Here is a 24,177-nt window from a genome sequence, read left to right as displayed (position 1 = left end):
TGCGGTCCGGGGCCGGCGGCCCTCCCCCGAGCGGGCCGTCCTCCCGGCGACCGCGGCACCGCCTCGCGCGGAACTGCCTAGGCTGGCCACATGTCCTCCCTCTCCGTGCCCGCCGCCGGCTCCGCGTCCGAGTCCACGCCCGGGTCGGCCTCCGGGTCCGACATCGGGTCAGCCTCCGGTCCGGTCGAACTGGTCGTCCTCCTCGACGAGGACGGGACGCCGACCGGCACCGCGGACAAGGCCACCGTCCACACCGCCGACACCCCGCTCCACCTGGCGTTCTCGTGTCATGTCGTCGACGACGAGGGCCGCGTCCTCCTCACGAGACGGGCGCTGAGCAAGCGGACCTGGCCCGGAATCTGGACCAACTCGTTCTGCGGTCATCCCGGGCCCGGCGAAGACCCGGTGGAGGCGATCGTGCGGCGGGCCGAGCAGGAACTCGGTACCCGGGTCGACTCCATCGAGCCGGCGGTGCCGGACTTCCGTTACCGGGCCGTCGACGACTCGGGGATCGTGGAGAACGAGATCTGTCCGGTGTTCACCGCCCGCATCCGCGCCGACGTGAACCCGCGCGCCGACGAGGTCTGCGCCCACCACTGGGCCCGTCCCGAGGACGTCCGGACGGCGGTCGACGCCACCCCGTTCGCGTTCAGCCCGTGGATCGTGGCCCAGGTCCCGCACATGGAGCTCTACGCACGCTGATCCGCGCACGGAGCGACCCTCGTGGGGAGCCCGGCCGGCTAGCCCGGGACGCTGATGCGTCCCTCTTCCGCGGCGAGACCGATGTCGCGGCGGAAGTGTCCGCCGGGCAGATCCACCCCGTCGAGGATCCGGTACGCCTCGGCCCTGGCCGCGGCCAGGTCCTCTCCCGTTCCGACGACCGACAGGACGCGGCCGCCGGCGGAGACGAGGCGCCCCTCGGCATCGCGGGCGGTGCCTGCGTGGAGCACCCCCGGTTGCTCGGCGCCCTCGATGAGGTCTCCTCGCCGCGGCGTGGCCGGGTAATGCTCGGCAGCGAGGACCACGGTCACCGCGGCCCCGTCGCGCCACACCAGCGGCGGGAGGTCGGCGAGCCGGCCGGTGGCCACGGCGTGCAGGGTCTCCCCCAGGGGCGACTCGAGCAGGGCCAGCACGGCCTGCGTCTCGGGATCCCCGAAGCGGCAGTTGAACTCTACGACTTCGGGTCCGGAGTAGGTGATCGCCAACCCGGCGTACAAGAGCCCGGAGAAGCCACATCCGCGGGCGACCATCTCGCGGGCCACCGGCTCACACACCTCGGAGACGATCCGGTCGACCATCCCCTCGGGCAGCCACGGCAGCGGGGCGTAGGCACCCATGCCGCCGGTGTTGGGGCCGCGATCTCCCTCGCCGACCCGTTTGTGGTCCTGGGCGGGCAGCAACGGCACGACGGTCTCCCCGTCGACCAGGCAGAAGAGGGAGACCTCCGGACCGTCGAGAAACGACTCCAACAACACCGGATGACCGTCGTCGAGACAGGCCAGGGCATGTGCGCGGGCGGCGGAACGATCGGGCGTCACCACGACGCCCTTGCCCGCGGCCAGGCCGTCGTCCTTGACCACCCAGGTCGGGCCGAACCGGTCGAGGGCGTCATCGAGGTCGGCGGGAGAGTCCACGATCTCGGCCCGCGCCGTCTTGACTCCCGCGGCGGCCATGACGTCCTTGGCGAAAGCCTTGGACCCTTCGATACGGGCGGCATCGGCGGACGGTCCGAACACCGGGACACCGACGTCGCGTAGGGCGTCGGCCACTCCGGCGACCAACGGCACCTCGGGGCCGATGATGACCAATCCGGCGTCGACCCTGCGGGCCAGGGCCGTCACGTCGGCCGGATCGGTGACCGCTACCTCGTGGCACTGCGCCTGCACCATGCCGGGGTTTCCCGGCGCCGCGTGGAGCTCCGTCACCGTGGGATCCGCGGCGAGGGCGACGAGGAGGGCGTGCTCACGGGCACCGGAACCGATCACGAGAATGCGCACGGTGACCACAGTAGTCCGGCCGCCGGATCGGGTTGACCCGAGCCGGAGGCCAAGGGGCCTAGACCTTGACGTCGGCGGAGACGGAGACGGCCGGGAACGCCGCGTCGCGGACCCGCAGGCCCGCATCGGTGAGCACGTCCGTCAAACACAGATCGATGGTCCGAGCGGCCGAGTCGAGTGCCTCCGGAGTGTGCATCGGGCGGATCCCGAACAGCGCTTGCGCGCTCAGACCGTCCATCGCAGCCCACAGAGGGAGTTCGTCGTTCATGACGGTCCCGGGTCGGAACGCCCCCGCCTCGATTCCCCGCTCGATGATCGCCTGCAGGACCAGGTTGATGTCACCGGCGTGCGTCGCGACGGTCTCCGACGAACCCAGGTTCTCCATCATCGTCCGCGCCCACGCCGGCTCTTCGATCGAGAACTCGACCACCGCGAGCGCGGCGCGGCGCAGCTCGAGATAGGACGCGAGGACGGTCCCCGGCTCGTCACCCGCTCCCGCAGCGGCCCCCGCGGCCTCGACACGCTCGATCATCTCGACGAACCCGCGCGAGGCGACCTCCTCGACGAGCTGCTGCCGGTTGGCGAAGTGCCGGTACGCGGCGGTCGCGGACACCCCGATGTGGGGAGCGATCTCGCGGAGCACGATCGCCTTCTCACCCGAGACCCGCGCACGCGCGGTGGCCTCCTGGATGATGGCGTTGCGGAGGTCGCCGTGGTGGTAGGCCTTCTTCTTCACCGCGCCCTCCGCAGTCGCAACACTTGCCTCGACCATGCCGATGCCCCTTCGCGTGAGTAGAGGGCCCGATGCCATCCGACGAACGGCGGACACTCTATTAGATCACTTGTTACCACTCATCCACCGGAAAGCGCCGAGACGAATCCGTAGTCTGGTGACATGTCGACGGTTTTCAGCAAGATCATCGCCGGTGAACTACCGGGTCGTTTCGTGTGGAAGGACCCCGACGTGGTGGCGTTCCTCACCATCGCACCGGTCGCACCGGGCCACACCCTCGTCGTCCCGCGGGCGGAGGTCGATCGGTGGACGGATCTCGAGCCCGAACTCCTCGCACGCCTCAACGAGGTCGCGCAGGCCGTCGGCAAGGCGGTCCTCTCCGGCTTCGGGGCGAAGCGGGCCGGCTACCTCATCGCCGGATTCGAGGTACCTCACACCCACATCCACGTCTTCCCCGCCAACGACATGTCGGGCTTCGACCTGTCGCTGGCCAACCCCGACGCCCCGGCGGAGGAATCCGACGCGGCGGCCGAGACGCTGCGGCGCGAACTGCGCGAACTGGGATACGGAGAGTTCGTCCCCGAGGCGTGACGACCGACGGCGCACTACTCCGGGCGATCAGTGCCCCAGCGCCCGGAGTAGCGCCTGTGCGTCCTGGTATTCGGTCCATTCGCAGACGAGCCCGTCACGCACCGTGAAGAACGCACCGACCTCCACCGTGAGCCGCTTGCCGTTGACCGTCACGCGGGTCGTCCGGTTGATGGCCGCCGTCTCGCCGGCGGACAGGACATGGTGGATCCGCATGTCGAGATCAGTGCACACCTCGGCGGACAGGTCCATGATCTCGCGCAGGCCCGCATGCCCCTCGACGGTGTCCTGACCCTCGATGCGGAGAAGGAGTTCGGGGCTGCTGTACGCGCACGCCGTCCCTAAGTCCCCCGCGAAGACGGCCTCGATGAAGGCCCTGGCCACCCGGCCGGCGTCTACCTCCGTCGCCTGGTGGTCGCTCATCCCTCTCCTCCCCGGCCGTCCGGCGGGCCCGCATCACCCGAAGATGACGTCGATCGACTCCATGCTCTTGTAATCCGCCCACCGGGTGACGACGCCGTCCTCGACCTCGACGAACGAGCACCCGCGGATCTCTATTCCCCCGCTGGGCACCGTGTACCGCTCGATCCGCCGTAGGGCGACGACTCCCCCGTCCTCGAGGATCTCCCCCTCGACGGAGACGGTGAGGAAACCCGCGAGCCGGTTGAAGTCCGACGCGATGTCGTGGATCCCCTCGTGGCCCTCGTACCGCCGCGCCTGGCCCGTGGTGTAGACGATCGACGGCGCCGAGAGCGCGATCGCGGTCCGGACATCACCCGCGACGACGGCCGCCATCCACGCGGTGGCGACGTCTCGGGGGCGGGGGCACCGGTCGGTCACAGCAGACGCCTCCTGATGAGGGGAAGGAACGTGGGGGCATCCTACAGGGGCGTTACGACACAGAGCTGGAGACGAGACTTGAACTCGCAACCGCCCGATTACAAGTCGGGTGCGCTACCAATTGCGCCACTCCAGCACGGGTCACCGCGCCGTCGCGGGACCCGGCACACATCCTAACCCGGCCGCCGTCGGGGCTCTTGACTACGGTGTGCACCGTGGAGACCCGCGACGCACCGGCACCGCTCACCCGCCCCCTGGCGTGGTTGGGACTGCGCAAGTCGGCCATGGACCTGGCGGTGGAACCGCCACTGTCCCCCATGGCCCCGGTCGACCTCGACGACGACGGCGCCGTCACCGACGTACTCAACCTCGCCCTTGAGATCGGCGGGATCCTGCTGTCCTCGGGCGAGGGTGCCGCGGACACCGTCGCCCAGGCGGAGTCCGTGGCGGCGGCGTTCGGGCTCCCCGGCGCGACGGTCGAGGTCACCTTCACGTCGCTGACCATCGGCGTCAACCGGCGACGCGGGCGGCCGCCGATCTCGGTTATCCGGGTGGTCAACTACCGCACGGTCGACATGACGCGAGTGACCCGCGTCTCCCGCCTCATCGACCTCATCGTGCGCCGTCAACTCACCGTCGACCAGGCCACGGCCGAGGTCGAGAAGATCGTGGCCTCCCCGCATCCGCATTCCTTCCGGGTCGCGGTCCTGGGATGGGCGATGCTCGGGTGTGCGGTCGTCATCCAGCTCGGGGGCAGCCCATTGGCCGGCCTCATCTCGATGGTCTCGACGTTCGCCCTGATGTACGCCAACCGCGCCCTGGATCGACACCGCTTGCCCAGTTTCTTCCAGCAGGTGGTGGGGGGGTTCATCGCCGCCGCCTGGGCCCTGTCGGCGTACGTGGCCGTGAGCGACAACTTCATCGAGGTCCAACCGTCCCAGCTGGTGGCGGCGGGGATCATCGTGTTGCTCGCCGGCCTGACCCTCGTCGGCGCGATCGAGGACGCCATCACCGGGTTCCCCGTGACCTCCGCCGGGCGAGGGGTCGAGACGATGGTCATGACCGGAGGGGTCCTCGGCGGGATCACGATCGCGCTCGCGGCATTCGACCGCCTGGGTATGTCCCCTCCCCCGATCGATCCGGCCATCGCCGGCAACGCCGCTGTCCACGTGGCGGTGCTGGCCGCCGGTGTGGGCGCCGCCGGGTTCGCCGTGGCCAGCTACGCGACGGTGCGCGCGACCTGGCTCGCCGCAGCAGTCGGGGCGATGGGCATGCTCATCTACCAGGGCGTCATCGCCACCGGCCTGGGTGTGGTCGTGGGGTCGGCACTCGCCGCCTGCTTCATGGGTCTGTTCGGCGGAATTCTCGCCCGTATCGCGACCGTCCCGCCGCTGGTCGTCACCATCGCCGGCATCACCCCGTTCTTGCCGGGTCTGTCGGTGTACCGCGGCCTGTCCGCGCTGACGAGCGATCAGACGGGTATCGGCCTGGGGCTGATGTTCCAGGCGTTGGCGATAGCGGTGGCGTTGGCCGCCGGGATCGTGTTCGGTGAGTGGGTCACCCGCAATCTGCGTCGGTCGGCCGCCGCCGACCAGTGACGTAGAATCGGCCGCGGACGACGCCGCCACCCGGCGTCCCCCACCGACCCCAGGAGGACATCGATGGCATCCGCCGCCGCCAGCAAGGAACCCGAACTCGACGATCTGGAGCCGGTCGCCGACGAGACGGCCGATCAGGCCCGCCGGGTCGTGGCCTCGTACTCGGCCGACGCGGACGAGTGCCGGATGCTCCTCGACATGCTGGGGATCGGCCCGGAGCCGCAGGTGACGGCCGACGCGGAGTAGGCAGAACACGACGACTCGAGACGAGGGCACACGGATGACGAGCGGTACCGGGCAGACGTCGACCGGAGCGGGAGCCGACTTCGTCGTCGTCGCCAACCGCCTCCCCGTGGACCTCGTCATCGATCGGGACGGCACCGAGCACTGGAAGGCCAGCCCCGGCGGCCTCGTCACGGCGCTCGAGTCGATCCTCAAGGCCAACGACGGCGCCTGGGTCGGGTGGCCCGGTGTCCCGGACGTCTCCCCCGAGCCGTTCGACGCGGACGGCATCCGTCTCCACTCGGTCACACTGTCCGCGCGTGACGTCGAGCTCTACTACGAGGGCTTCTCGAACGCCACGCTGTGGCCGCTGTTCCACGACGTCGTGGTGCCGCCCGAGTACCACCGCGAGTGGTGGAACGCCTACCGCGAGGTCAACACGCGCTTCGCCGAGGCCACGGCCGAGGCCGCCGCCGAGGGCGCCACGGTCTGGGTGCAGGATTACCAGTTGCTACTGGTGCCCGCGCTGCTGCGTGAGCTCCGCCCCGACCTGACCATCGGGTTCTTCCTCCACATCCCGTTCCCGCCCGTCGAGCTGTTCATGCAGTTGCCGTGGCGAACCGAACTCGTCGAGGGCATGCTGGGCGCCGACCTGGTCGGTTTCCACCTGTCCGGCGGGGCGGACAACTTCCGGATCCTCGCCAGCCGGCTGCGCGGCCATCCCTCCGTGCGGCTGCGCTCCGCCCGGGGCCGTGCCTCCGAGATCCGGGTCGGAGACCGTATGGTGCGGGTCGGCGCCTTCCCGATCTCCATCGACTCCGCGTCCGTCGACGCCTCCGCGCGCAGCCGCGAGACCCGCGACCGTGCCTCCCGCCTGCGCGAGGAGTTGGGGTCTCCGCGCGTGCTGATGCTGGGCGTCGACCGGCTGGACTACACCAAGGGCATCAACGTGCGCCTGCGTGCGCTGGAGGAGCTGTTCGAGGAGGGCCGCCTGGAGCCCTCGGACGTGACCCTGCTCCAGTTGGCCACGCCGAGCCGCGAGCGCGTCGAGCAGTACCAGATCATGCGGTCACGGATCGAGGAGTCGGTCGGCCGCATCAACGGGTCGTTCGGCGAGATCGGGCACCCGGTGGTGACGTACATCCACCGGCCGGTGCCGAAGTCGGAACTGACGGCGTTCTACGCGGCCGCCGACGTCATGCTGGTGACGCCGGTGCGCGACGGCATGAATCTGGTGGCCAAGGAGTACGTGGCCTCGTGCACGGACGGCGACGGCGCGTTGGTCCTGAGCGAGTTCGCCGGGGCGGCCGCGGAGCTGCGCCAGGCGTACCTGTGCAATCCGCACGACCTCGACGGCGTCAAGGACGCCATCATGACCGCGGTGAACGACTCCGCCGAGGAGCGTCGCCGCCGCATGCGCACCCTGCGTCGCCAGGTGTTGGGCAATGACGTCCACGCGTGGGCCCGCCGCTTCTTCCAGACGCTCGACGCGACGTCCGGCGACTAGCCTCCCGCCGCGGCCGTCGTGCCGGCCGCGAGGCCTCTACAGTGCCTCGAGTTCGGCGAGCTTCCACGTCCCGTCCTGACGCTCCATGGCCACGCTCAGCCGCGACGCCGAGCTCGCGGCCTCGGGGTTCTCCTTGGTGGAGACCATGCGGTTGAGCATGACCAGCACGGTGACGTGATCGGCGTCCACGACCTCCTGCGGGGCCGCGGCGGCGACGGTCGCGTAGACGGTGGCCTCCTGCTGCTTGGCGGCCGAGGCGACGGTCGGCATGGATTGTTCGACGAACTCGGTCAGGGCCGGGTCAGCGAGCCGGTCGCGCACGGCGGCGAGGTCGGCGTCGACCGTCCGGTGGTCGTAGGTGAACATCTGGGTGGTGATCTCGCGCGCCGCGTCGGTGGCCGCGCGGGGCGCGTCCGCGATCCGCTGTTCGGTGGCCGTGGCCTCACGCGCCTCGACGTACTGCCAGCTCGCGAGACCGGCGACGACGACGAGGAGGACCGACACCACCGACAGGGCCGTGATCAGGGTGCGCCGGCGGGCCGGGTCGAGCGGGGTCCGGGCGGCGGCCGGTGCAGGGGCGGCCCCGGTGGCTCCCGAGTCCTCGGCCGACCCGGCGGACCCGGTGTACCCAGAAGTGTCGACGGCCTCGGAGGTCTCGGTCCGGGGCATGGCCGACATCCCCTCGAAGAGACCGCCGGCGCGGGCGGCTTCGAGTGCGCGTTCCCGCGCGGCGTCGGCCTTGCGCTGGGCGCGCGCGGCGCGTTCGGCTTCACGCTGGGCGCGGCGGGCGGCGCGCACGTCGGAGTTCGGGCTGCTCATGGGATGAAGTTCACCCCCGACACCTTCATCGTGCCGTCGTCGTGCCGGTTGACGGTCACGCGGACGCGGTACTGGCGGTCCTGGTCCTCGTCGGACTTCGGATTGCCGATGGTCTGGTCGATGGCCATGATCACCTCGGCCCGGTCGGGGTAGGAGTGCTCGACCGCCGCCGCCGTCACCACGCCGTCGGCGACGACCTTGGTGGTGGTCACCACGTCCTCATACGAGTCGCGGCGCGGGGCGAACTGCTCCGAGAAGTCGCCCTCGATGAGGCCCACGATCTCGTCGACGTCCTCCGACAGGGTCTCCTGCCGGATGGTCATCAGCTTGGTCATGACGTTGACGGCCGTGTCCTGGTACGCGGCATCGAGCTCGGCCTGCGAGGCCCGGTCCGCCCGGACGTCCGACGCCTGGTTGCGCTCGCCGAGCCACAAACCAGTGGCGACGAGCGCCAGGACCAGGCAGATCGCGGCGATCACCGCAGCCGTGATCAGCCCGGCCCTCCCACCGTCGGTGGAGGCCTGGTCTGGTTGTGGCACTACGCGACTCCATTCGTCATCATGGCGGCCAGGTCGGCGTCCTTGTCGAGCCGACTGTCGGCGCCCAGGTCCAGCTGACGGTACGCGGCGCCGTCCGCGCCAACGTACTCGCCCGTAGACGGGTCGTACACGGCCGCCGAGGTGGTCCCCTCCTGACCTGCGGTGGCGCCCGACGGCACCACGTTCCAGGCGTTCGGATTGTCCCCGGGCGGTCCCACCTCACTGGTGTTCGGCGGGTTGATGCCCTGGGGGACGAAGTCGTCCGCCCGGCACTCCTCAGGGGAGGCGCCGGTGCGGCCCGGGAACTCCATGCATGGCAGGTTGCGCGCACCACGGACGGTCATGGTGGAGTCCTTGGCGATCTTGCAGTAGATCCCGTTGATCTGCGCCGGCACCGTGAGATCCGCCGGGCTGCGCCGGTCCTCGGCGGGCAGGAACCCCGTGGTGCACGGAGGGGGCTCGTTGATCTGCAGGTTGAAGTCAACCTTGATCTGCCCGGTGTCCCTGGCCCCGTCGATGGCGGTGAGCAGCGCCGACACCAGCGCCGGGTAGATCACCAGCAGCTGCTCGATCGAGCGGTTGTAGACCACGCCCACCTCGCCGACGCTCACCAGGTTCGCCACCAGCACGGGCAGAGTGGGCTGGAGGTCGTTGAGCAGTTTGGTGGCCCGGCCCAGTGCGTCGGGTCCCCGCTGGATGATCGAGGTCAGCTGGGGCTCGTTCCCCCGCAGCTGGTCCGTGATGTCCGCGACGTTGCGGGTCCACGCTCGGATCGAATCCGCGGACTCCAGCTGCGAGTCGAGTACCGGCTCGGCGTCGGCGATGAGCCTGCGCGTCACGTCCTCGTTCGTCCTGGCCTCCTCCAGCAGGAGCTGGGCGGAATCCAGGAACTGTTGCAGGTCGCGCGCCGACCCGTTGAACGCGTCGAACGACTCCGAGATCACCCGGCGCATCTTGGCGTCATCGATCGACGCCATGAGCACCGTCGCCTGGTCGAGCACCGGGCCGATGCCCTGCGGCATGTCCACCCTGTCCTCGCCGAGCACCGTGCCGTCGGCGAGCCGGCCCTCGGGGGCCCCCTCGGGGACGAACTCGACGAACTGCTCCCCCACCGCCGAGACGCTGCGGATCTCGGCGCGGACGTTCTCGGGCACATCGGCCCGCGAGTCGAAGTGGAGCTTCGCCATCACCATGCCCGGCTTGAGCGTCACCGAGTCCACCCGGCCGATCGTGTTGCCCAGGTAGGCGACGTTGGCGTTCTCGTACAGCCCGCCGGTGTCCGGCATCTCCAGCGCCACTTCGGTGCGCTTCCAGCCGAGCGCCCGCGGCAGCTGCAGGTAGACCACGGCCATCACGGTGAGCGCCACGACCGTCACCACGGCGAAGACCGTCAGCTGGATCTTGACCAGTCGCGTCATCGGGGGGCCTCCTCGGTCGGTGCCGGGGACTGGTCCGGCGCGGGCGCGGGTGCCTCGCCGGCCGGCGGCTCGGCGGGTTCGGCCGGTGCGACGTCCAGCGCGAACGGGTCCGGCTCCATCGACGAGCCGGGCGCCAGTCCCACGTAGCCCTCCAGGCCCGCCATGCGGTTACCGAACTCGGTACCCAGCAGCAGCGTCTCGCTCAGACGCGGCATCGACATGTCGGCGTGGATGTACAGGTTGGCGTAGTCGCCCCGCAGGAAGTTGTCGATGCCCGACTGCGGGAACGGGAACGTGATGAGCGTGCTCAGCACCTGGGTGAGGTCACGCCCGGAGTTGGCCAGTGCCTCGAGGACCGGGACGAGGTCCTCCAGATTCGCGACGAGGTTCTGCCCGCCGCCGGCATCGATGATCTGGTTGGCCTTGTGGCCGAAATCGCCCAGCGACACCAGGGCCGTGGTGAGCTCCTGTTTCTGGTCGTTGATGAGCTCGAGCGCGGCGGGCATCTGCGAGAGCGCCTTGGCCAGAGTGTCGTTCTGCTCGTCGATCTGCCGGGCCAGGCGGTCCAGGCCCTCCATGGCCGCGATGATGTCGGCCCGCTGGTCGTCGAGACCGCTGACGGTGGTCTCCAGCTGACCGATGACCTCCTTGGCCTCCACCTGCCGTCCGTCGAGGGCGGTGTTGAGCTCCTCGGAGATGGTCGAGAACTGGGCCAGGCCGCCGTCGGTGAGCACCACCGACAGGGCCGAGAGGGTCTGCTCCGTGGTCGGGTAGACGCCCGCCCGCTCGATCGGGATCACGTCACCGTCCGCGAGCGTGCCCTCCGCCCCTCCGTCCGGCGGTGGGAACAGCTCGAGATGCTGCGAGCCGAGGAGGCTGGTCTGCCCGATCTTGGCGTGGGCGTTGGCCGGCAGCCGCACGTCCCCGTCGAGGGTCACCGTGACGATCGCCGTGTAGTCCTCGACCTCCATGTGGCTGATCGAGCCCACGTTGACGTCGTTGACGCGCACCGGCGAGTTACGCGTGATCGTGGTGACGTCGGGCATCTCGATGGTGACCTGGTAGGCCCCGTCTCCGTGGCCCTGCGCCCCGGGCAGGGGCAGTGAGTTGAGCCCGTTCCAGGTACAGCCGGTCCCGGCCAGCAGGACGGCCGCGCCGAGCGCGCCGCCGACCAGCAGCCGGGAACGCCGCGGCCCGTTCCGCTGCGCGCGGTCGCGGGAAGTCGCCTCGGCCATCACGCACCTCCCGTCGGAAGCAGGGTGTCGGTGAGGTTGTCACCCTTGTTGACCACGTTGACCAGCGGATCCGGCTGCGCCGAGGGCGGCTGTACGCCCGGCGGGGTCTGGGTGCCCGGACGCTGCGCCTGGATGATCTGATACGGCTCCGCGGTCGGGGTGATGGGCGGGGTCACCTGACCGTACGGGTAGTTGGAGGTCAGCGAGTTGAACAGTGGCGCCATGTACTGCGCGCACAGTGCGGCGTCGGACTCAGCAGTGTTGTTGGCCAGGCCCGCGATCGCTCCGCAGAGGAAGTTGGCCGGGTTGGCCATCTGGTTCATGGCCAGGATCCCGTGCAGCGTCCCCTGGTACGGCCGGTAGATGTTGTAGAAGTTCGACATCGCGGTGGGCGCCACGTGCAGCATGCCCTCCACGTCGGCGCGGCGGTCGCGGACCACCTTGGTGGCCTGGCCCAGCTTGTCCACGCCCACCGACAGGCGGTCGCCGTTGTTCTCGAGGAACCGGTTGATGTCCATGATCGCCAGGTCGAGGTCGCGCAGCGCGGCGTCGATCTGCTCGGTCTGGCCGCTCAGTACCTCCGAGACGCTGGCGAGCTTCCCACCGAAGGAGACGATCTGCTCCTCGCTCTGCGAGAGCGCGGTGACGAACAACTGCAGGTTCTTCAGGGTGGTGAAAAGGTTCTCCCGCCCGTCGGACATGAGCGACATGGTCCGCGAGACCTCGGACAGCGCGTCGCGGATCTCGGCACCGTTGCCCTCGAACATGGAGTCCGCCGAGTCCACGAAGTCGCCGAGCGGGCCGGTCTTCTCGCCCTTCTCCGGGCTCAGCGCCGTGGAGAGCTTCATGAGCTGCTCCTTGACGCCGTCCCACTCGACCGGAACGGCCGTCCGCTCGATGGGGATGACCCCGTCGTCCGGCATCTCGGCCCCGCCGGTGTACGCGGGCGTGAGCTGGATGAACCGTTCGGCGACGAGGGACTGCGCCACGAGCAGCGCGTTGGCATCCTCCGGGACGGCCACGTCCTCGTCCACCTTCATGGTCACCCGCGACATGCCTTCCTCGGTGGTGATGTCGGAGATCGTGCCGACGCGCACCCCGAGCACCCGGACCGTGTCGTCCTTGTAGACCCCCTGGGTGGTGGGGAAGAACGCGGTGATGGTCTTGGTGCGCGAGGAGAACCACCACACCCCGCCGGCGACCAGGGCCACCACGGCGATCAGCGCGATCACCTTGGGGACAGTCGGAGAAAGGAGTCGTCTCATCCCGGAATATTCCCTTCGCCCCACCCGGGGAACTCGTCCAGCAGGGTCGCCTCCGGGACACCGGGCATCGTGGGCTCGCGGACCAGCCCGGGCTCGGGCTGGACACGGTCGTCGATGAGCGGCATGAGGTCACGCACGAGCGTCTGCTGGTAGTGCCCAAGCGAGAGGTTGACCACGTACGCGTTGAACCACGGGCCGGAGGCGACCGCCTCGCCGAGCGCCGTGGAGTACGGCACGATCCGGCGCAGGCCCAGGTCGATGTCCTCCCGGTTGCGGATGAGCAGGTCCGAGACCCGCTCGAGCTTGTCGAGCGCGGGTCCGAGCTGCGCCTCGTTGTCCTGGACGACGCCGGACAGCTGCTGGGCGAGCCTGTCGATGTTGGTCACCAGCTCGTTCAACGCCCGCTTGCGCAGGTCGAGCGCGGTGAACAGGGTGTTGCCGTCCACCATCAGCTGGTTGATCTGCTCGTTGCGGCGGCCCAGCACGTCCGTGGTCCCGGCCGCCTTGTCCAGCAGGTCCAGCACCGCCTCGTCGCGCTTGTTGAGCGACTGCGACAGCCGGGTGATGCCGTCGATCGCGCCGGCGACCTCCGGTGAGGACTGCTCCATGGTCTCGGACAGCACGTCGAGAGCGTCCTGGACGGAGTCGGTGTCCATGGCCTCGACCGTGTCGCTGAGGTCCCCCAGCGCAGAGGTCAGCGAGTACGGCACCGAGGTCCTGTCGAGCGGGATGGTGCGGTCGGCGAGCTCGCCGCGCCCGTCGGAGAACACGGCCAGGGCCCGGCGGCCGAGGATCGAGTCGGTCTTGATCTGGGCCGAGGTGTCGGTCCCCAGGTCGACCTTGGTGCTGATGTCTAATTGCACCCGCACCTTGTCGCCGTCGAGCTGGATCTTGCGGACGCTGCCGACCTTCATCCCGGCCACCTGGACCTCGTCGCCGGTGTTGAGCCCGGCGGCGTCGGCCACGTAGGCGGTGGCCCCGTGCATGCCGTTGATGTACGGGATGCGGTCGTAGTTCAGCGAGACGGCCATGAGAACCACCACGCCCGCCACGCCCCACACGCCGATGGCCTTGGGATCGCGGTCGCGGAAGCGCAGCTGCCCCCGGGGTGGCTTGTTGTCCTTGTTCTTACTCATCGGGGAACGCACACCGTCCCGTCTTCTGCTCATACTGCGGCATGAACGAGCTCTTGCCCGTGACCGGGTTGGTGAACTCGACGATCACGCCACAGAGGTAGAACTGGAAAAAGCTGCCGTAGACGCCGAGGCGGCTCATCTTCTCGAAGTCGGACGGCAGCCGGTTGATGACGCCCTCGACGAACTCCTCGTCGTCGTTGATCAGCGTGGCCACGCGGTCGACCTGGGCGATGTCCTGCTTGAGGGAGGGCCGCACGTCCGACAGGAGGGTGGTCATATTGGCGCTCGAGTCGTTGAGCCTGGACACTGACTCGGCGAGCGGCTCCGAGTTGGTGGCCAGCCCGGAGACGAGCTGCTGCAGATCGTCGACGATGGAGTCCACGTTCTCCTGGTTCTCGGACACGGTCGTGAGCACGGACGTGAGGTTGGTGATCACGTCCCCGATGAGCTGGTCGCGGTCGGCGAGGGTCTGGGTGAGCGACGACGTCGCGGCCAGCAGGTCCTGGACGGTCCCGGCCTCCCCCTGGAACACCTTGACGATCGACTCCGAGAGCTGGTTGACCTGGGCCGGGTCGAGTGCCTTGAACAGCGGGCGGAAGCCGCCGAGCAGGGCGTCCAGGTCGAGTGCGGGGGCGGTCTGGTCCAGCGGGATGGTCCCGCCGGGCTCGAGCGGGGTCTGCAGGCCCTCGCCGCGCTTGAGCTCGAGGTAGCGGTCGCCGGTGAGGTTCTCGTACCGCACCACGGCCTCGGTGCGCTGGTGGACCACCTGGTTGCCGGCCACAGTGAACGACACGTTCGCGGTGTTGGCCTCCTCGAGGTCGATCCCGCGGACCTGCCCCACCTCGATACCGGCGATGCGAACCTTGTCCCCGGACTCCAGGCCCGAGACGTCGGCGAAGTGGGCGTTGTAGCGCTCGAAATCGCCCGAGCGGTATTCGCTGAACACCACGATCAGGCCCACCAGGACCAGGATCATGACCGTGGCGAAAATCCCGAGCTTGACGGTGGTCGCTTTCAGCTCGCGCGCGGCGGCGCGGGCGGCGCTCACGGGTTACCTCCGTCCATGCCGAGCATGAGCTGCAGCAGCGTCGGCGGCGCGGGGACGCCCGGCTGCGGCTCCGGCAGCGGGCCCATCAGCGGCTTGTCTCGGGAGGTGAACACGTTGGGCTGGCCCTCCATGACGTTGGTACCGGTGTCGGTGACCACGAACGGGGCGTGCGTCGCCGAGTCCGGGAACGGCAGCCCGTAGCAGTTGGGCCCGGTACTGGCGTTCACCTTGGGCAGGTCCTTGGGGTACTCGTACGCCTTGACGCCCTGCTGGAACCCGGCCCGGAACGCGAGTCCGGACTGGTTGGTCGCGCCGAACGCCTGCCCAGCGCCGGCGACCCCCTGGTTGAGCCCCACGATGAGGCAGGTGAGCATGGGCGAGTACTCGGCCAGCAGGCTGGTGGACGCACGCAGGTCGGCCAGCGTCTTTACCAGCTCGTCGCCGTTCTCCGCCAGCAGTCGCTTGCCTGTCTCACCGGTGCCGATCGCGGAGGCCAGAAGTGCCTCGAAGCGGGCCTGGTTGGCCAGGATGTTTGTGCTCACGTCGGTGCCCGAGTCGAGGACCCGCACGACGTCCGGCGTGACGTCCGCGTACAGGTGGGCCACGCGCGAGCCCTTGGACAGGTCCCGCTGCAGGGTCTCGATCTGCGGGTTGATCTCGTCCAGGTACTCGTTGAGTTCGGTGATGGTCTGGCCGATCTGGTCACCTCGCCCGTCGAGGCCGCCCGAGATCGCACCGAGGGTGGCGTTGAGCTTCTCGGGCTCGATCGCCGTGAGGGTGTCGGTCAGCTCCTCGAACATGGTGTTGACCTCGGTGGTGACGCTGGTGGTCTGCACCACGGTGCCCTTCTCGAGGTGGGTCGGGGCGGGGTCGGCCGGGGGCTCGAAGTCGACGGACTTGGCGCCGAAGATCGTGTTGGACCCGATGGTGACCGGGGAGTTGGAGGGGATAGCCTCGAGCGCGGCCGGGTCCACCTCGATCTCGAGGGTCGCCCCGTCGAACTCCTGCGTGATCCGGGTGACGTTGCCGATCTCCACGCCGCGGGAGCGGACCTTGGCGTCGGCCTCCATGACCAGTCCCGCGCGGTCGCTGCGCACCGTCAGCGGCACGCGGCTGTCGAATGCCCGGACGAACAACAGCAGTGACAGCGCAACCACCACGACGATGACGAGCGCCAGTCCCGCACCGGCGATCCGCCGGGGCGTCGTGTCGCTCCGACTCACCGTCCTCGCCATATCGTCTCTCCTATCCCGACAGATTGAAGTTGCCGTCCCCGCCGTAGATGGCGAGCGAGACGAGGAGGGTCACGGTGACGACGGCGATGAGCGACGTGCGGACGGCGTTACCGACCGCCGAGCCGACGCCCGCGGGGCCGCCCGCGGCGTTGTACCCGTAGTAGGTGTGGATGAGCATGATCGTGATGGCCATCGCGATGGCCTGGACGAAGGACCACAGGATGTCCGTCGGGATGAGGAACGTCGCGAAATAATGGTCGTAGACGCCGCCGGACTGCCCGTAGATGTTGACGGTGGCGAACCGGCTGGCGATGAACGAGGCGATCACCGCGAGCGAGTAGAGCGGCACCACGGCGATCATCCCGGCGACGATGCGGGTGGAGACCAGGTAGGTGATCGAGTCGATCGCCATGACCTCCAGCGCGTCGATCTCCTCCGACACGCGCATGGCGCCGAGCTGGGCCGTGGCCCCGGCGCCGATGGTGGCCGCCAGGCCGATCCCCGCGATCACCGGCGCCGCGATGCGGACGTTGATGAAGGCGGCGAAGAAGCCGGTGAGGGCCTCGACGCCGACGTCGGTGAGCGAGGAGAAGCCCTGGACGGCGATCACGCCGCCGGTGGCCAGGGTGAGGAAGGCGACGATGACGACGGTGCCGCCGATCATGGCCAGTGCCCCTGTCCCCATGGCGATCTCGGCGATGAGCCGGAGCGTCTCCTTGGGGTACTGGGTCAGCGCGCGCGGCGTCGCCACCAGCGCGCGCCAGAAGAACAGCGCGTGGTCGCCGAAATCGTCGAAGCTCTTGACCGCGGAGTTCCGGGCCCGTGACAGGCGCGGGAACCGGGCGGTCTCGATCACCGCCATGTCACGCCCCCAGGACCTTGACGCCGACAGCGGTGATGACGGTGTTGACCACGAACAGGCACATGAAGGCGAAGACGACGGTCTCGTTGACCGCGCTGCCGACCTCCTTCGGCCCGCCGCGGACGTAAAGCCCCTTGTAGCAGGCGACGAGCCCCGCCAGCAGCCCGAACACGCCGGCCTTGATCTGGGCGAGGATCAGCTCGCCGAGCCCGGTCAGCAGGGTGATGCCGTTGACGAACGCGCCCGGGTTGACCCCCTGCAGCAGCACGGAGAACAGGAATCCACCGAGGATGCCGATCGTGCACACCAGTCCGTTGAGCAACAGCGCGACGAACGTCGAGGCCGCCACTCGCGGCACGACGAGCCGCTTGACCGGGTCGATCCCCAGCACCTCCATCGCGTCGATCTCCTCGCGGATGGTGCGCGCGCCGAGGTCGGCACAGATGGCGGTCGCGCCCGCGCCCGCGACGATGAGAACGGTGACCATCGGCCCGACCTGGGTGACGGCACCCAGCGCGGCGCCGGCTCCCGACAGGTCGGCCGCGCCGATCTCACGCAGCAGGATGTTGAGGGTGAAGCTCACCAGGACCGTGAACGGGATGGCCACGAGCACGGTGGCCATGGTCGACACGCGAGCGATGAACCAGGACTGCTCGATGAACTCGCGGCCCTGACGGACGATCGAGGGGAAGGAGACGAACGTGTCGAGGGTCATGGCGAAGAACTCGCCGACGCCTTTGAGCGGAGCATCGAGGACTCTCGCCATTGGTGCCCCCCTCCCGTCTGTCTTCCCTGCGGACCACGCGACACCGGGTCACGAGAGCCGATCCGCTGAACAAGTGACCATTTCTGTGTGATCGCGGTTACACGATATCTAGAACGCGTTCTATCTGGCAAGGGCTTCCCCCCACCCCCGTCCGGAGGCCCCGCCTGCGGTGTCCGGGGAATCTAACACGGCAGGTGGGGCGCTCGAGTCGTCCCCGGTGCGGTCAACTCGCGACCACACCGGGGACGTCACACAGGACGGGGCCCGGGTCAGAGCCTCATGATCTCCGCGGCGGAGAAGGACTTCCCCTCCGGGCGGTCTGACCAGTGCCCGGAGACCGCATCGGCGAACCCGCGGCGATCCCACACACCGCCGGCGGCGTCGAACCGCTTCTCGACCACGGGCGCCTCGACGAGGGCCACCATGCCGCCATATACCACGAACAGCTGGCCGTTGACCTGTGCCGCCGCCGGCGACGCCAGGTACGACACGAGGTCGGCGACACGATCCGGGGAGAGCGGGTCCGGCCCCTCGGACTCGTCCCACGCCTCGAATACACCCTCGGTCATGCCGGTGCGGCCGCGCGGAGCGATCGCGTTGGCCGTGCACCCGATGCGTTCGAGCACCCGGGCCGCGGACAGGGTCAGGGCCGTGATACCCGCCTTGGCCGCACCGTAGTTCGCCTGCCCGGGAGGGCCGAAGAGCCCGGCCTCGGACGAGGTGTTGACCAGTCGCCCGAAGACGGGCCCCTCCGCCTTCTTGCTCTCGGCCCGCCAGTGGGCGGCTGCGTTACGGGTCAGTAGGAAGTGCCCGCGCAGGTGCACCCTTATCACCGCGTCGAAATCCTCGTCCGACATGTTGAACAGCATCTTGTCGCGGGTGATGCCCGCGTTGTTCACCACGACGTGCAGCCCGCCCATCCCGAGCGCGGCCGCCACCATCGCGTCCGCGGTCTCCCGCTCGGAGACGTCGCCCACGACGAGCTCCGCCCTGGCGCCGGCGGCCTCGATGTCCGCGATCACCGAGTCCGTGGCCTCGGAGGACCGGACGTCGTTGATGACGACCGCCGCCGCGCCGGAACGGGCCAGCTCGACCGCCTCCGCGGCACCGAGACCGGAGCCCGACCCGGTCACGACGGCGACCCGCCCGTCCAGCGACAGATCGGCATCCAGGGACTGCTGCGTCATAGTGATGTCACTCCTTGATCTCGAGTGCCGCCATCGGGCACTTCTCCACTGCCTTGCGGGCCCGCTTCTCGAGCTCGGCGGGCACCTCGTCCACGACCACGCGGACGATCTCGTCGTCGTCGCCCAGCTCGAACACCTTGGGCGCCAGGCCGACACACACGGCCTGTCCTTCACAGCGGTCGGGATCGACTTCGATCCTCATGCCGTCCTCCTCGGTCGCACCCACGGCCACCATGGCCGCGAGATGGTTGGATACTATGTGAGTCACGCCACTAGAACGTGTTCCACTCACCGATGAGCTTAGGGCATATGGACATCACCTACACCACCGACCAGGAGCGTCTGCGCGGAGAGCTGCGCGAGTACTTCGCCGCGCTCATGACGCCTGAGCGGCGCGAGGCCTTCACCTCCACCACCGGCGAGTACGGACACGGCGACGCGTACCGCGAGATCGTGGCGGAGATGGGCCGCGACGGCTGGCTCACGCTCGGGTGGCCCGAGGAGTTCGGTGGGAAAAACCGGCCGATGATCGACCAGCTCATCTTCACCGACGAGGCCGCGATCGCCGGCGTGCCGGTCCCGTTCCTGACCATCAACTCCGTCGCGCCGACCATCATGGCGTTCGGCTCGGACGGGCAGAAGAACTACTTCCTGCCCCGGATCAGCCGCGGCGAACTGCACTTCGGTATCGGCTACTCCGAGCCCGACTCCGGAACCGACCTGGCCTCCCTCCGCACGCGCGCGGTGCGCGAGCCCGGCACCGGCGGGTTCGAGGGGCAGGATGTCTACCGGATCAACGGCCAGAAGATGTGGACGTCCCTGGTGGCCTACGCCGACTGGATCTGGCTGGCCGCGCGCACGGATCCGGACGCTCCGCGCCACAAGGGCATCTCGATGATCGTCGTACCCACCGATGCCGAGGGTTTCTCCTGGACCCCCGTGCACACGATGGCCGGCCCGGACACCAGCGCCACCTACTACCAGGACGTGGTCGTCCCCGCGAGCAACCTCGTGGGCCCCGAGCACGGCGGCTGGCCGCTCATGACCAACCAGCTCAACCACGAGCGCGTCGCCCTCACCTCCGCCGGGCCGCTTCAGGCCTCGCTGCGGCGGGTGGTGGCCTGGGCACGCACGACGCCCGGCGCGGACGTGGGTCTGCCGGGCGACGGTCCGGTGATCGAGATCGAATGGGTCCGCGCCCACCTGGCCCGCGTCCACGCGATGGCCGAGTACCTGGCGCTGCGCAACTGGGAGATCGTCTCCGCCGACACCGCCGCGCCCACGCGCATCGCCGCGTCGGCGACCAAGGTGTACGGGACGGAGACGGCCTGCGAGGCCTACCGCCTGCTCATGGAGGTGCTCGGATCGAGCGGTTATCAGCGCGCCCACTCCCCCACCGCCGCCCTGCACGGGCGCATCGAGCGGCTCCACCGCTCGGCGCTCATCCTCACCTTCGGCGGCGGCACCAACGAGGTCCAGCGCGACATCATCGCCACCGCCGGCCTGGGTCTGCCACCGGCGCCCCGGGTCTCCCCCGCTGCCACCGGCGCCGGACCCCGGAAGGAGCTCTGACATGGACTTCTCCGTCGACGACACGACCTCCGAACTCACCGCCCTCGTCCGCGACATGGGCGAGCGTCTGGTCACCGACGAGTCGCTGCGCGAGCTCGACGCCCGGTTCGGCCCCGGCACCGAATCCGGCGGAACCGACCGCGACACCGCCCGGTTCCACGCCCGCTACTGGGAGGAACTGGCCCGGGCCGGCGTCCCGGCCGCCCTCGCCCCGGAGTCGCTCGGCGGCGCCGGACTGGGGGTGATCGGCGAGGCCCTGGTCCTACGCGAGTTGGGCCGGGTCGTCGCCCCGGTCCCCCTGTCCCCCGCGATACGCGCGGCCCACCTGCTCGAGGCGGCCGGGCAGACCGACCGCGCCACCGCCGTGGCGGAGGGGCGCGAGATCGCCGCTGTCGCCGACGGATGGTCCGGCTCCGCACCGGAGGTGGACTGGGCGCCGATCGCCGATGTGATCGTCCGGCCTTCGGCCGACGGCCTACACGTGGCGGACGGCGCGGCGGTCACCGTGGAACGCACGGTCCCCGTCGACTACTCGTGCAGCGGGCTCGTCACCGATGACCCCGGTGACCCCACCGCGCTCGCCGCCGGGGCGCTCGAGTTCGATGCCCTGCGCCGCCGCGTCCACCTTGCCGCCCACCAGTGGGGCGTGATCGAGGCCGCGCTCGAGCGCACCGCCGCGTACGCGAGCACCCGCCACCAGTTCGGTCGCCCCATCGGCACGTTCCAGGCTGTCGCCGCCCGCCTGGCGGACGGGTCCATCGACGTCGACGCCGTCCGGTTGAGCACCCTGCGCGCCGCCTACGAACTCGACGCCTGTAGCGGCGACCCCGGCCCGACCGCACACGCGGCGGTGGCCTCCGCCCACTTCTGGGCCTGCGACGCCGGCCACCGCCTCGCCCACACCACCGTGCACGTCCACGGAGGCGTCGGGCTGGACCGCTCCGAGCCCGCCCACCGCTACTTCCTCGCCGCGAAGGCCGGCGAGTTCCGCCTCGGCGGCGCCACCCGGCAACTGCTCGACCTGGGCGACCTGCTGGCCACCGCGGGCGACCCCTGGGAGTACTCGGCGTGAGCGGCGCGGTGAAGACGATCGCGGAGGTCGCCGCCCAGCCGTTCACCTCCGTCGCCGACGCGGTGCACGCCCTGCGCGCCGTCGGCGACCGCGGAATCTGGTCCGACGGCCGGCTCACGCCCTGGTCGGACGCCGTCGGCGCGGTGGCCGTGCGGATCGCGGCGCTTCGGGAACTGATGACCTCGTCGTCGCCGCCTTCGTCGTCGTCACCATCGTCGTCGTCACCGTCACGCCCGCACATCGGCCTCCTCCTGGCCGGCACACCCGAGTACCTCCACCTGCTCGGCGCGGCGGCGTGCTCGGAGCTCGTCGTGGCCGGGCTCAACCCCACGCGGCGCGGCGAGGCCCTGATCCGCGACGCGGCCCTCGCCGACTGCGCGCTCATCCTCACCGACGCCGACAACGCGGCGCTGCTCGACGGGCTCGATCCCGGTGTGCCCGTGGTCTCCGTCGACTCCCCCGAGTGGACCGCGCTGTTGGAGCGCCACGCCGACGCGGCGCTCCCCGAGGTGGCGGATGTGCCCGTCGGCCCCGACGACCTCGTCGCGCTGGTCTTTACCTCCGGCACGAGCGGCGACCCCAAAGCCGTGCGGATCACGCAGAACAAGATCTCCGTGCCCGGCCGCATGCTCGCCGAGAGGTTCGGGATCGGGCGCGACGACTGCGTGTACAGCGCGATGCCGCTGTTCCACTCCAACGCCGTGATGGTGGCGTGGCCGATCGCCCTGTACTCCGGATGCTCGATCGCCCTGCGGCGCCGCTTCTCCGCCTCCAACTGGCTCGACGACGTCCGGCGACACGGATGCACCTTCGCCAACTACGTCGGCGCGCCCCTGTCGTACATCCTGGCCACCCCCGAGCGGCCCGACGACGCCGACAACCCCATGCGCGTGGCCTACGGCAACGAGGCACCCGCCGACGTGCGTCGCGAGTTCGCCCGGCGCTTCGGAGTCACCGTAGTGGACGGGTTCGGTTCCAGCGAGGGCGGCATCTCCGTGACCCGTACGCCCGGGACCCCCGACGCCGCGCTCGGTCCACTGCCGGACGGGGTGCGGATCGTCGACCCGGAGACCGGGGACGAGTGCCCCCGCGCCCGGTTCGACGACGCCGGCGTCCTGCTCAACGCCGACGCGTCCGTGGGTGAGATGGTCGCCGACGGGCCGGGCCTGTTCTCCGGGTACTACGGCGACCCCGCCGCCGACGCCGAGAGAATGCGCGGCGGCCGGTTCCACTCCGGTGACCTCGCGTACGTCGACGACGAGGGATGGGTCTACTTCGCGGGCCGGTCCGGTGGCTGGATGCGCGTGGACGGGGAGAACCTGGCGGCGGCACCGATCGAACGCGTACTGCGCCGTCACCCCGATGTGGCCGAGGTCGGCGTGTACGCCGTGCCGGCGGAGACGGTGCGCGGCCCGGCCGTGATCGGCGACGCCGTCGCCGCGGCCGTGGTGCCACGCGAGGGGGCAGACGCCTCGGCCCTGGCCGACGGGTTCGGCGATTTCCTCGCCGCCCAATCAGACCTCGGGCCCAAACAGTGGCCGTCGCTGCTACGGATGACCGCCGCGCTGCCACGGACGGCCAGCTTCAAGTTCCGGGCCCGCGACCTCAGCTCGCTGGGCGCCGAATCGGCCGGGGACAGGGTCTGGGTCCGCGCCGACGGTGCGGGGGCCTTCACCCCCGAGTGAGGTCGTCGGTAGGTTTGGCGTGTGGACCACGCCGTGAACCCCGACCTGCAACATCCCGCCGGCGACGGCATCAATGACGATGCCGTCGCCGCCGACGACGACTTCGGCATCTCCGCGCCCGTCCCGCCCAAACCGCTGCTGCGGGGGTGGATCCACGCCGGCACCCTGCCCGTGGCGATCGCGCTGGGCGTCGTGCTCACCGTGCTCGCCGAGGGGACCGCGCTGACCTGGTCCTGCGCCGTGTTCCTGGCGACCTCGACCCTGCTGTTCGGGATCTCGGCCCTGTATCACCGGGTGAACTGGGGGCCACGCGCCGCAGCCCTGATGCGCCGGCTCGACCACTCCAACATCTTCCTGCTCATCGCCGGGACGTACACCCCCATGACGGTGGCGGCACTGGAGCCCCCGACCACACAGATCCTGTTGACGCTAGTGTGGTCCGGGGCTCTGCTGGGGATCCTGTTCCGCTTGTTCTGGCTGTCCGCGCCGCGTTGGCTGTACGTCATCCTCTACATCGGCCTGGGCTGGACCGCGGTGTGGTTCGCCGGCGACCTCATCACCGCCAACCTCGCCGCCGTCATCCTGGTGATGGTCGGTGGCGTCGCCTACACCGGCGGCGCGGTGGTCTACGGCCTCAAACGACCGGACCCGGCCCCCGGCGTCTTCGGCTTCCACGAGGTGTTCCACACGTGCACCGTGATCGCGTTCGCCTGCCACTGGGCCGCGATGCTGCTGTTCGTCCTGACCAGCTGACGACCTGCTGACGACCTGACGGCCGAGAATCCGCTATCCCGATTCCGGATCTGCTACCAGAATTGGGCTGGCGCCCTGTGGCTCAGGCTGGTTGTGAGTC

25 protein-coding genes and 1 tRNA gene are annotated in these 24,177 nt (G+C 69.9%); 9 read left to right on the top strand and 17 right to left on the bottom strand.

Features of this window, described 5'->3' with window-relative positions; genetic code table 11:
- The first annotated feature begins 90 nt into the window (after nt 1–90).
- Nucleotides 91–702, top strand: a complete 612-nt coding sequence (gene idi / locus HMPREF3086_RS07690) for an isopentenyl-diphosphate Delta-isomerase (protein ID WP_239550188.1) — start codon at nt 91–93, stop codon at nt 700–702.
- 38 nt (nt 703–740) lie between these two features.
- Here idi and purD read toward each other — a convergent pair whose 3' ends face one another.
- Together purD and HMPREF3086_RS07680 are read right to left on the bottom strand one after the other, a co-directional pair.
- Nucleotides 741–1,997, bottom strand: coding sequence for a phosphoribosylamine--glycine ligase (purD, locus tag HMPREF3086_RS07685; RefSeq protein WP_070721139.1), 1,257 nt, complete (start codon nt 1,995–1,997; stop codon nt 741–743).
- A gap of 58 nt (nt 1,998–2,055) precedes the next feature.
- Nucleotides 2,056–2,769 (bottom strand): TetR/AcrR family transcriptional regulator, encoded by a 714-nt coding sequence (locus HMPREF3086_RS07680; RefSeq protein ID WP_070721127.1) that lies wholly within the window; start codon nt 2,767–2,769, stop codon nt 2,056–2,058.
- A gap of 123 nt (nt 2,770–2,892) precedes the next feature.
- On the opposite strand from HMPREF3086_RS07680, the gene HMPREF3086_RS07675 reads away from it, so the two are divergent.
- Nucleotides 2,893–3,321, top strand: coding sequence for an HIT family protein (locus tag HMPREF3086_RS07675; RefSeq protein WP_070721122.1), 429 nt, complete (start codon nt 2,893–2,895; stop codon nt 3,319–3,321).
- A gap of 27 nt (nt 3,322–3,348) precedes the next feature.
- Here HMPREF3086_RS07675 and HMPREF3086_RS07670 read toward each other — a convergent pair whose 3' ends face one another.
- The 3 genes from HMPREF3086_RS07670 to HMPREF3086_RS07660 all read right to left on the bottom strand — a co-directional run bounded on the left by HMPREF3086_RS07670 (nt 3,349) and on the right by HMPREF3086_RS07660 (nt 4,294).
- The gene (locus tag HMPREF3086_RS07670; protein WP_070721120.1) at nt 3,349–3,741 is read right to left on the bottom strand and encodes a nuclear transport factor 2 family protein; all 393 of its coding nucleotides are present in this window, start codon (nt 3,739–3,741) and stop codon (nt 3,349–3,351) included.
- 33 nt (nt 3,742–3,774) lie between these two features.
- Nucleotides 3,775–4,158, bottom strand: coding sequence for a nuclear transport factor 2 family protein (locus tag HMPREF3086_RS07665; RefSeq protein ID WP_246830935.1), 384 nt, complete (start codon nt 4,156–4,158; stop codon nt 3,775–3,777).
- A 63-nt stretch (nt 4,159–4,221) separates the two neighbouring features.
- Nucleotides 4,222–4,294 (bottom strand) — tRNA-Thr (locus tag HMPREF3086_RS07660).
- A 79-nt stretch (nt 4,295–4,373) separates the two neighbouring features.
- Between HMPREF3086_RS07660 and HMPREF3086_RS07655 the strand changes: the two genes are divergently transcribed.
- The 3 genes from HMPREF3086_RS07655 to HMPREF3086_RS07645 all read left to right on the top strand — a co-directional run bounded on the left by HMPREF3086_RS07655 (nt 4,374) and on the right by HMPREF3086_RS07645 (nt 7,485).
- Nucleotides 4,374–5,756, top strand: coding sequence for a threonine/serine exporter family protein (locus HMPREF3086_RS07655; protein WP_043569065.1), 1,383 nt, complete (start codon nt 4,374–4,376; stop codon nt 5,754–5,756).
- 63 nt (nt 5,757–5,819) lie between these two features.
- The gene (locus HMPREF3086_RS07650) at nt 5,820–6,002 is read left to right on the top strand and encodes a hypothetical protein (RefSeq protein ID WP_007633643.1); all 183 of its coding nucleotides are present in this window, start codon (nt 5,820–5,822) and stop codon (nt 6,000–6,002) included.
- Between the two features lie 34 nt (nt 6,003–6,036).
- Nucleotides 6,037–7,485: an alpha,alpha-trehalose-phosphate synthase (UDP-forming) gene (locus HMPREF3086_RS07645; protein ID WP_061229429.1), complete on the top strand. Its 1,449-nt coding sequence runs from the start codon at nt 6,037–6,039 to the stop codon at nt 7,483–7,485.
- 36 nt (nt 7,486–7,521) lie between these two features.
- Here the strand turns inward: HMPREF3086_RS07645 and HMPREF3086_RS07640 are convergent, their stop codons facing one another.
- The 12 genes from HMPREF3086_RS07640 to HMPREF3086_RS07585 form a co-directional block, all read right to left on the bottom strand.
- Nucleotides 7,522–8,304: a hypothetical protein gene (locus tag HMPREF3086_RS07640; protein WP_061229430.1), complete on the bottom strand. Its 783-nt coding sequence runs from the start codon at nt 8,302–8,304 to the stop codon at nt 7,522–7,524.
- The gene (locus HMPREF3086_RS07635) at nt 8,301–8,843 is read right to left on the bottom strand and encodes a hypothetical protein (RefSeq protein WP_061229431.1); all 543 of its coding nucleotides are present in this window, start codon (nt 8,841–8,843) and stop codon (nt 8,301–8,303) included. The genes HMPREF3086_RS07640 and HMPREF3086_RS07635 overlap by 4 nt, the downstream gene beginning before the upstream one ends.
- Entirely contained in the window at nt 8,843–10,261 is a 1,419-nt protein-coding gene (locus tag HMPREF3086_RS07630) for an MCE family protein (protein ID WP_061229432.1), read from the bottom strand. The genes HMPREF3086_RS07635 and HMPREF3086_RS07630 overlap by 1 nt, the downstream gene beginning before the upstream one ends.
- Nucleotides 10,258–11,496 carry an MCE family protein gene (locus HMPREF3086_RS07625; protein WP_070721117.1) on the bottom strand — a complete coding sequence of 413 codons (1,239 nt, stop codon included), beginning with the start codon at nt 11,494–11,496 and terminating at the stop codon, nt 10,258–10,260. The genes HMPREF3086_RS07630 and HMPREF3086_RS07625 overlap by 4 nt, the downstream gene beginning before the upstream one ends.
- On the bottom strand, nt 11,496–12,728 hold the full coding sequence (locus tag HMPREF3086_RS07620; RefSeq protein ID WP_246830934.1) for an MCE family protein: 1,233 nt from the start codon (nt 12,726–12,728) through the stop codon (nt 11,496–11,498). Before HMPREF3086_RS07620 ends, HMPREF3086_RS07625 begins: the two co-directional genes overlap by 1 nt.
- A 29-nt stretch (nt 12,729–12,757) precedes the next feature.
- Nucleotides 12,758–13,897: an MCE family protein gene (locus HMPREF3086_RS07615; RefSeq protein ID WP_070721112.1), complete on the bottom strand. Its 1,140-nt coding sequence runs from the start codon at nt 13,895–13,897 to the stop codon at nt 12,758–12,760.
- Nucleotides 13,890–14,945, bottom strand: coding sequence for an MCE family protein (locus HMPREF3086_RS07610; protein WP_083324345.1), 1,056 nt, complete (start codon nt 14,943–14,945; stop codon nt 13,890–13,892). The genes HMPREF3086_RS07615 and HMPREF3086_RS07610 overlap by 8 nt, the downstream gene beginning before the upstream one ends.
- Complete coding sequence (locus tag HMPREF3086_RS07605; RefSeq protein ID WP_061229436.1) at nt 14,942–16,180, bottom strand: MCE family protein; 1,239 nt, start codon at nt 16,178–16,180, stop codon at nt 14,942–14,944. Before HMPREF3086_RS07605 ends, HMPREF3086_RS07610 begins: the two co-directional genes overlap by 4 nt.
- Before the next feature lie 10 nt (nt 16,181–16,190).
- The gene (locus HMPREF3086_RS07600) at nt 16,191–17,042 is read right to left on the bottom strand and encodes an MlaE family ABC transporter permease (RefSeq protein WP_061229437.1); all 852 of its coding nucleotides are present in this window, start codon (nt 17,040–17,042) and stop codon (nt 16,191–16,193) included.
- A 1-nt stretch (nt 17,043) separates the two neighbouring features.
- Complete coding sequence (locus tag HMPREF3086_RS07595; RefSeq protein ID WP_061229438.1) at nt 17,044–17,808, bottom strand: MlaE family ABC transporter permease; 765 nt, start codon at nt 17,806–17,808, stop codon at nt 17,044–17,046.
- A gap of 269 nt (nt 17,809–18,077) precedes the next feature.
- Complete coding sequence (locus HMPREF3086_RS07590) at nt 18,078–18,995, bottom strand: 3-oxoacyl-ACP reductase (protein ID WP_061229439.1); 918 nt, start codon at nt 18,993–18,995, stop codon at nt 18,078–18,080.
- Nucleotides 18,996–19,002: 7 nt separating this feature from the next.
- Nucleotides 19,003–19,197 carry a ferredoxin gene (locus HMPREF3086_RS07585; RefSeq protein WP_061229450.1) on the bottom strand — a complete coding sequence of 65 codons (195 nt, stop codon included), beginning with the start codon at nt 19,195–19,197 and terminating at the stop codon, nt 19,003–19,005.
- A gap of 107 nt (nt 19,198–19,304) precedes the next feature.
- Here HMPREF3086_RS07585 and HMPREF3086_RS07580 point away from each other — a divergent pair, with 107 nt between their 5' ends.
- From HMPREF3086_RS07580 to HMPREF3086_RS07565, 4 genes are read left to right on the top strand one after another with little or no spacing between them, the layout of a single operon-like run.
- On the top strand, nt 19,305–20,567 hold the full coding sequence (locus HMPREF3086_RS07580) for an acyl-CoA dehydrogenase family protein (RefSeq protein WP_061229440.1): 1,263 nt from the start codon (nt 19,305–19,307) through the stop codon (nt 20,565–20,567).
- A 1-nt stretch (nt 20,568) separates the two neighbouring features.
- Nucleotides 20,569–21,639, top strand: coding sequence for an acyl-CoA dehydrogenase family protein (locus tag HMPREF3086_RS07575; protein WP_061916871.1), 1,071 nt, complete (start codon nt 20,569–20,571; stop codon nt 21,637–21,639).
- A complete protein-coding gene (locus HMPREF3086_RS07570; RefSeq protein WP_070721109.1) occupies nt 21,636–23,324 on the top strand; it encodes an AMP-binding protein in 1,689 nt (562 codons plus the stop codon). Before HMPREF3086_RS07575 ends, HMPREF3086_RS07570 begins: the two co-directional genes overlap by 4 nt.
- 21 nt (nt 23,325–23,345) lie before the next feature.
- On the top strand, nt 23,346–24,077 hold the full coding sequence (locus tag HMPREF3086_RS07565) for a PAQR family membrane homeostasis protein TrhA (protein WP_181365941.1): 732 nt from the start codon (nt 23,346–23,348) through the stop codon (nt 24,075–24,077).
- Nucleotides 24,078–24,177 lie beyond the last annotated feature (100 nt).

The sequence above is a fragment of the Dietzia sp. HMSC21D01 genome (assembly GCF_001815995.1).
In the GTDB taxonomy this organism is placed as follows: Bacteria; Actinomycetota; Actinomycetes; order Mycobacteriales; family Mycobacteriaceae; genus Dietzia; species Dietzia cinnamea.
This window is presented reverse-complemented; position numbering and strand designations above follow the sequence as displayed.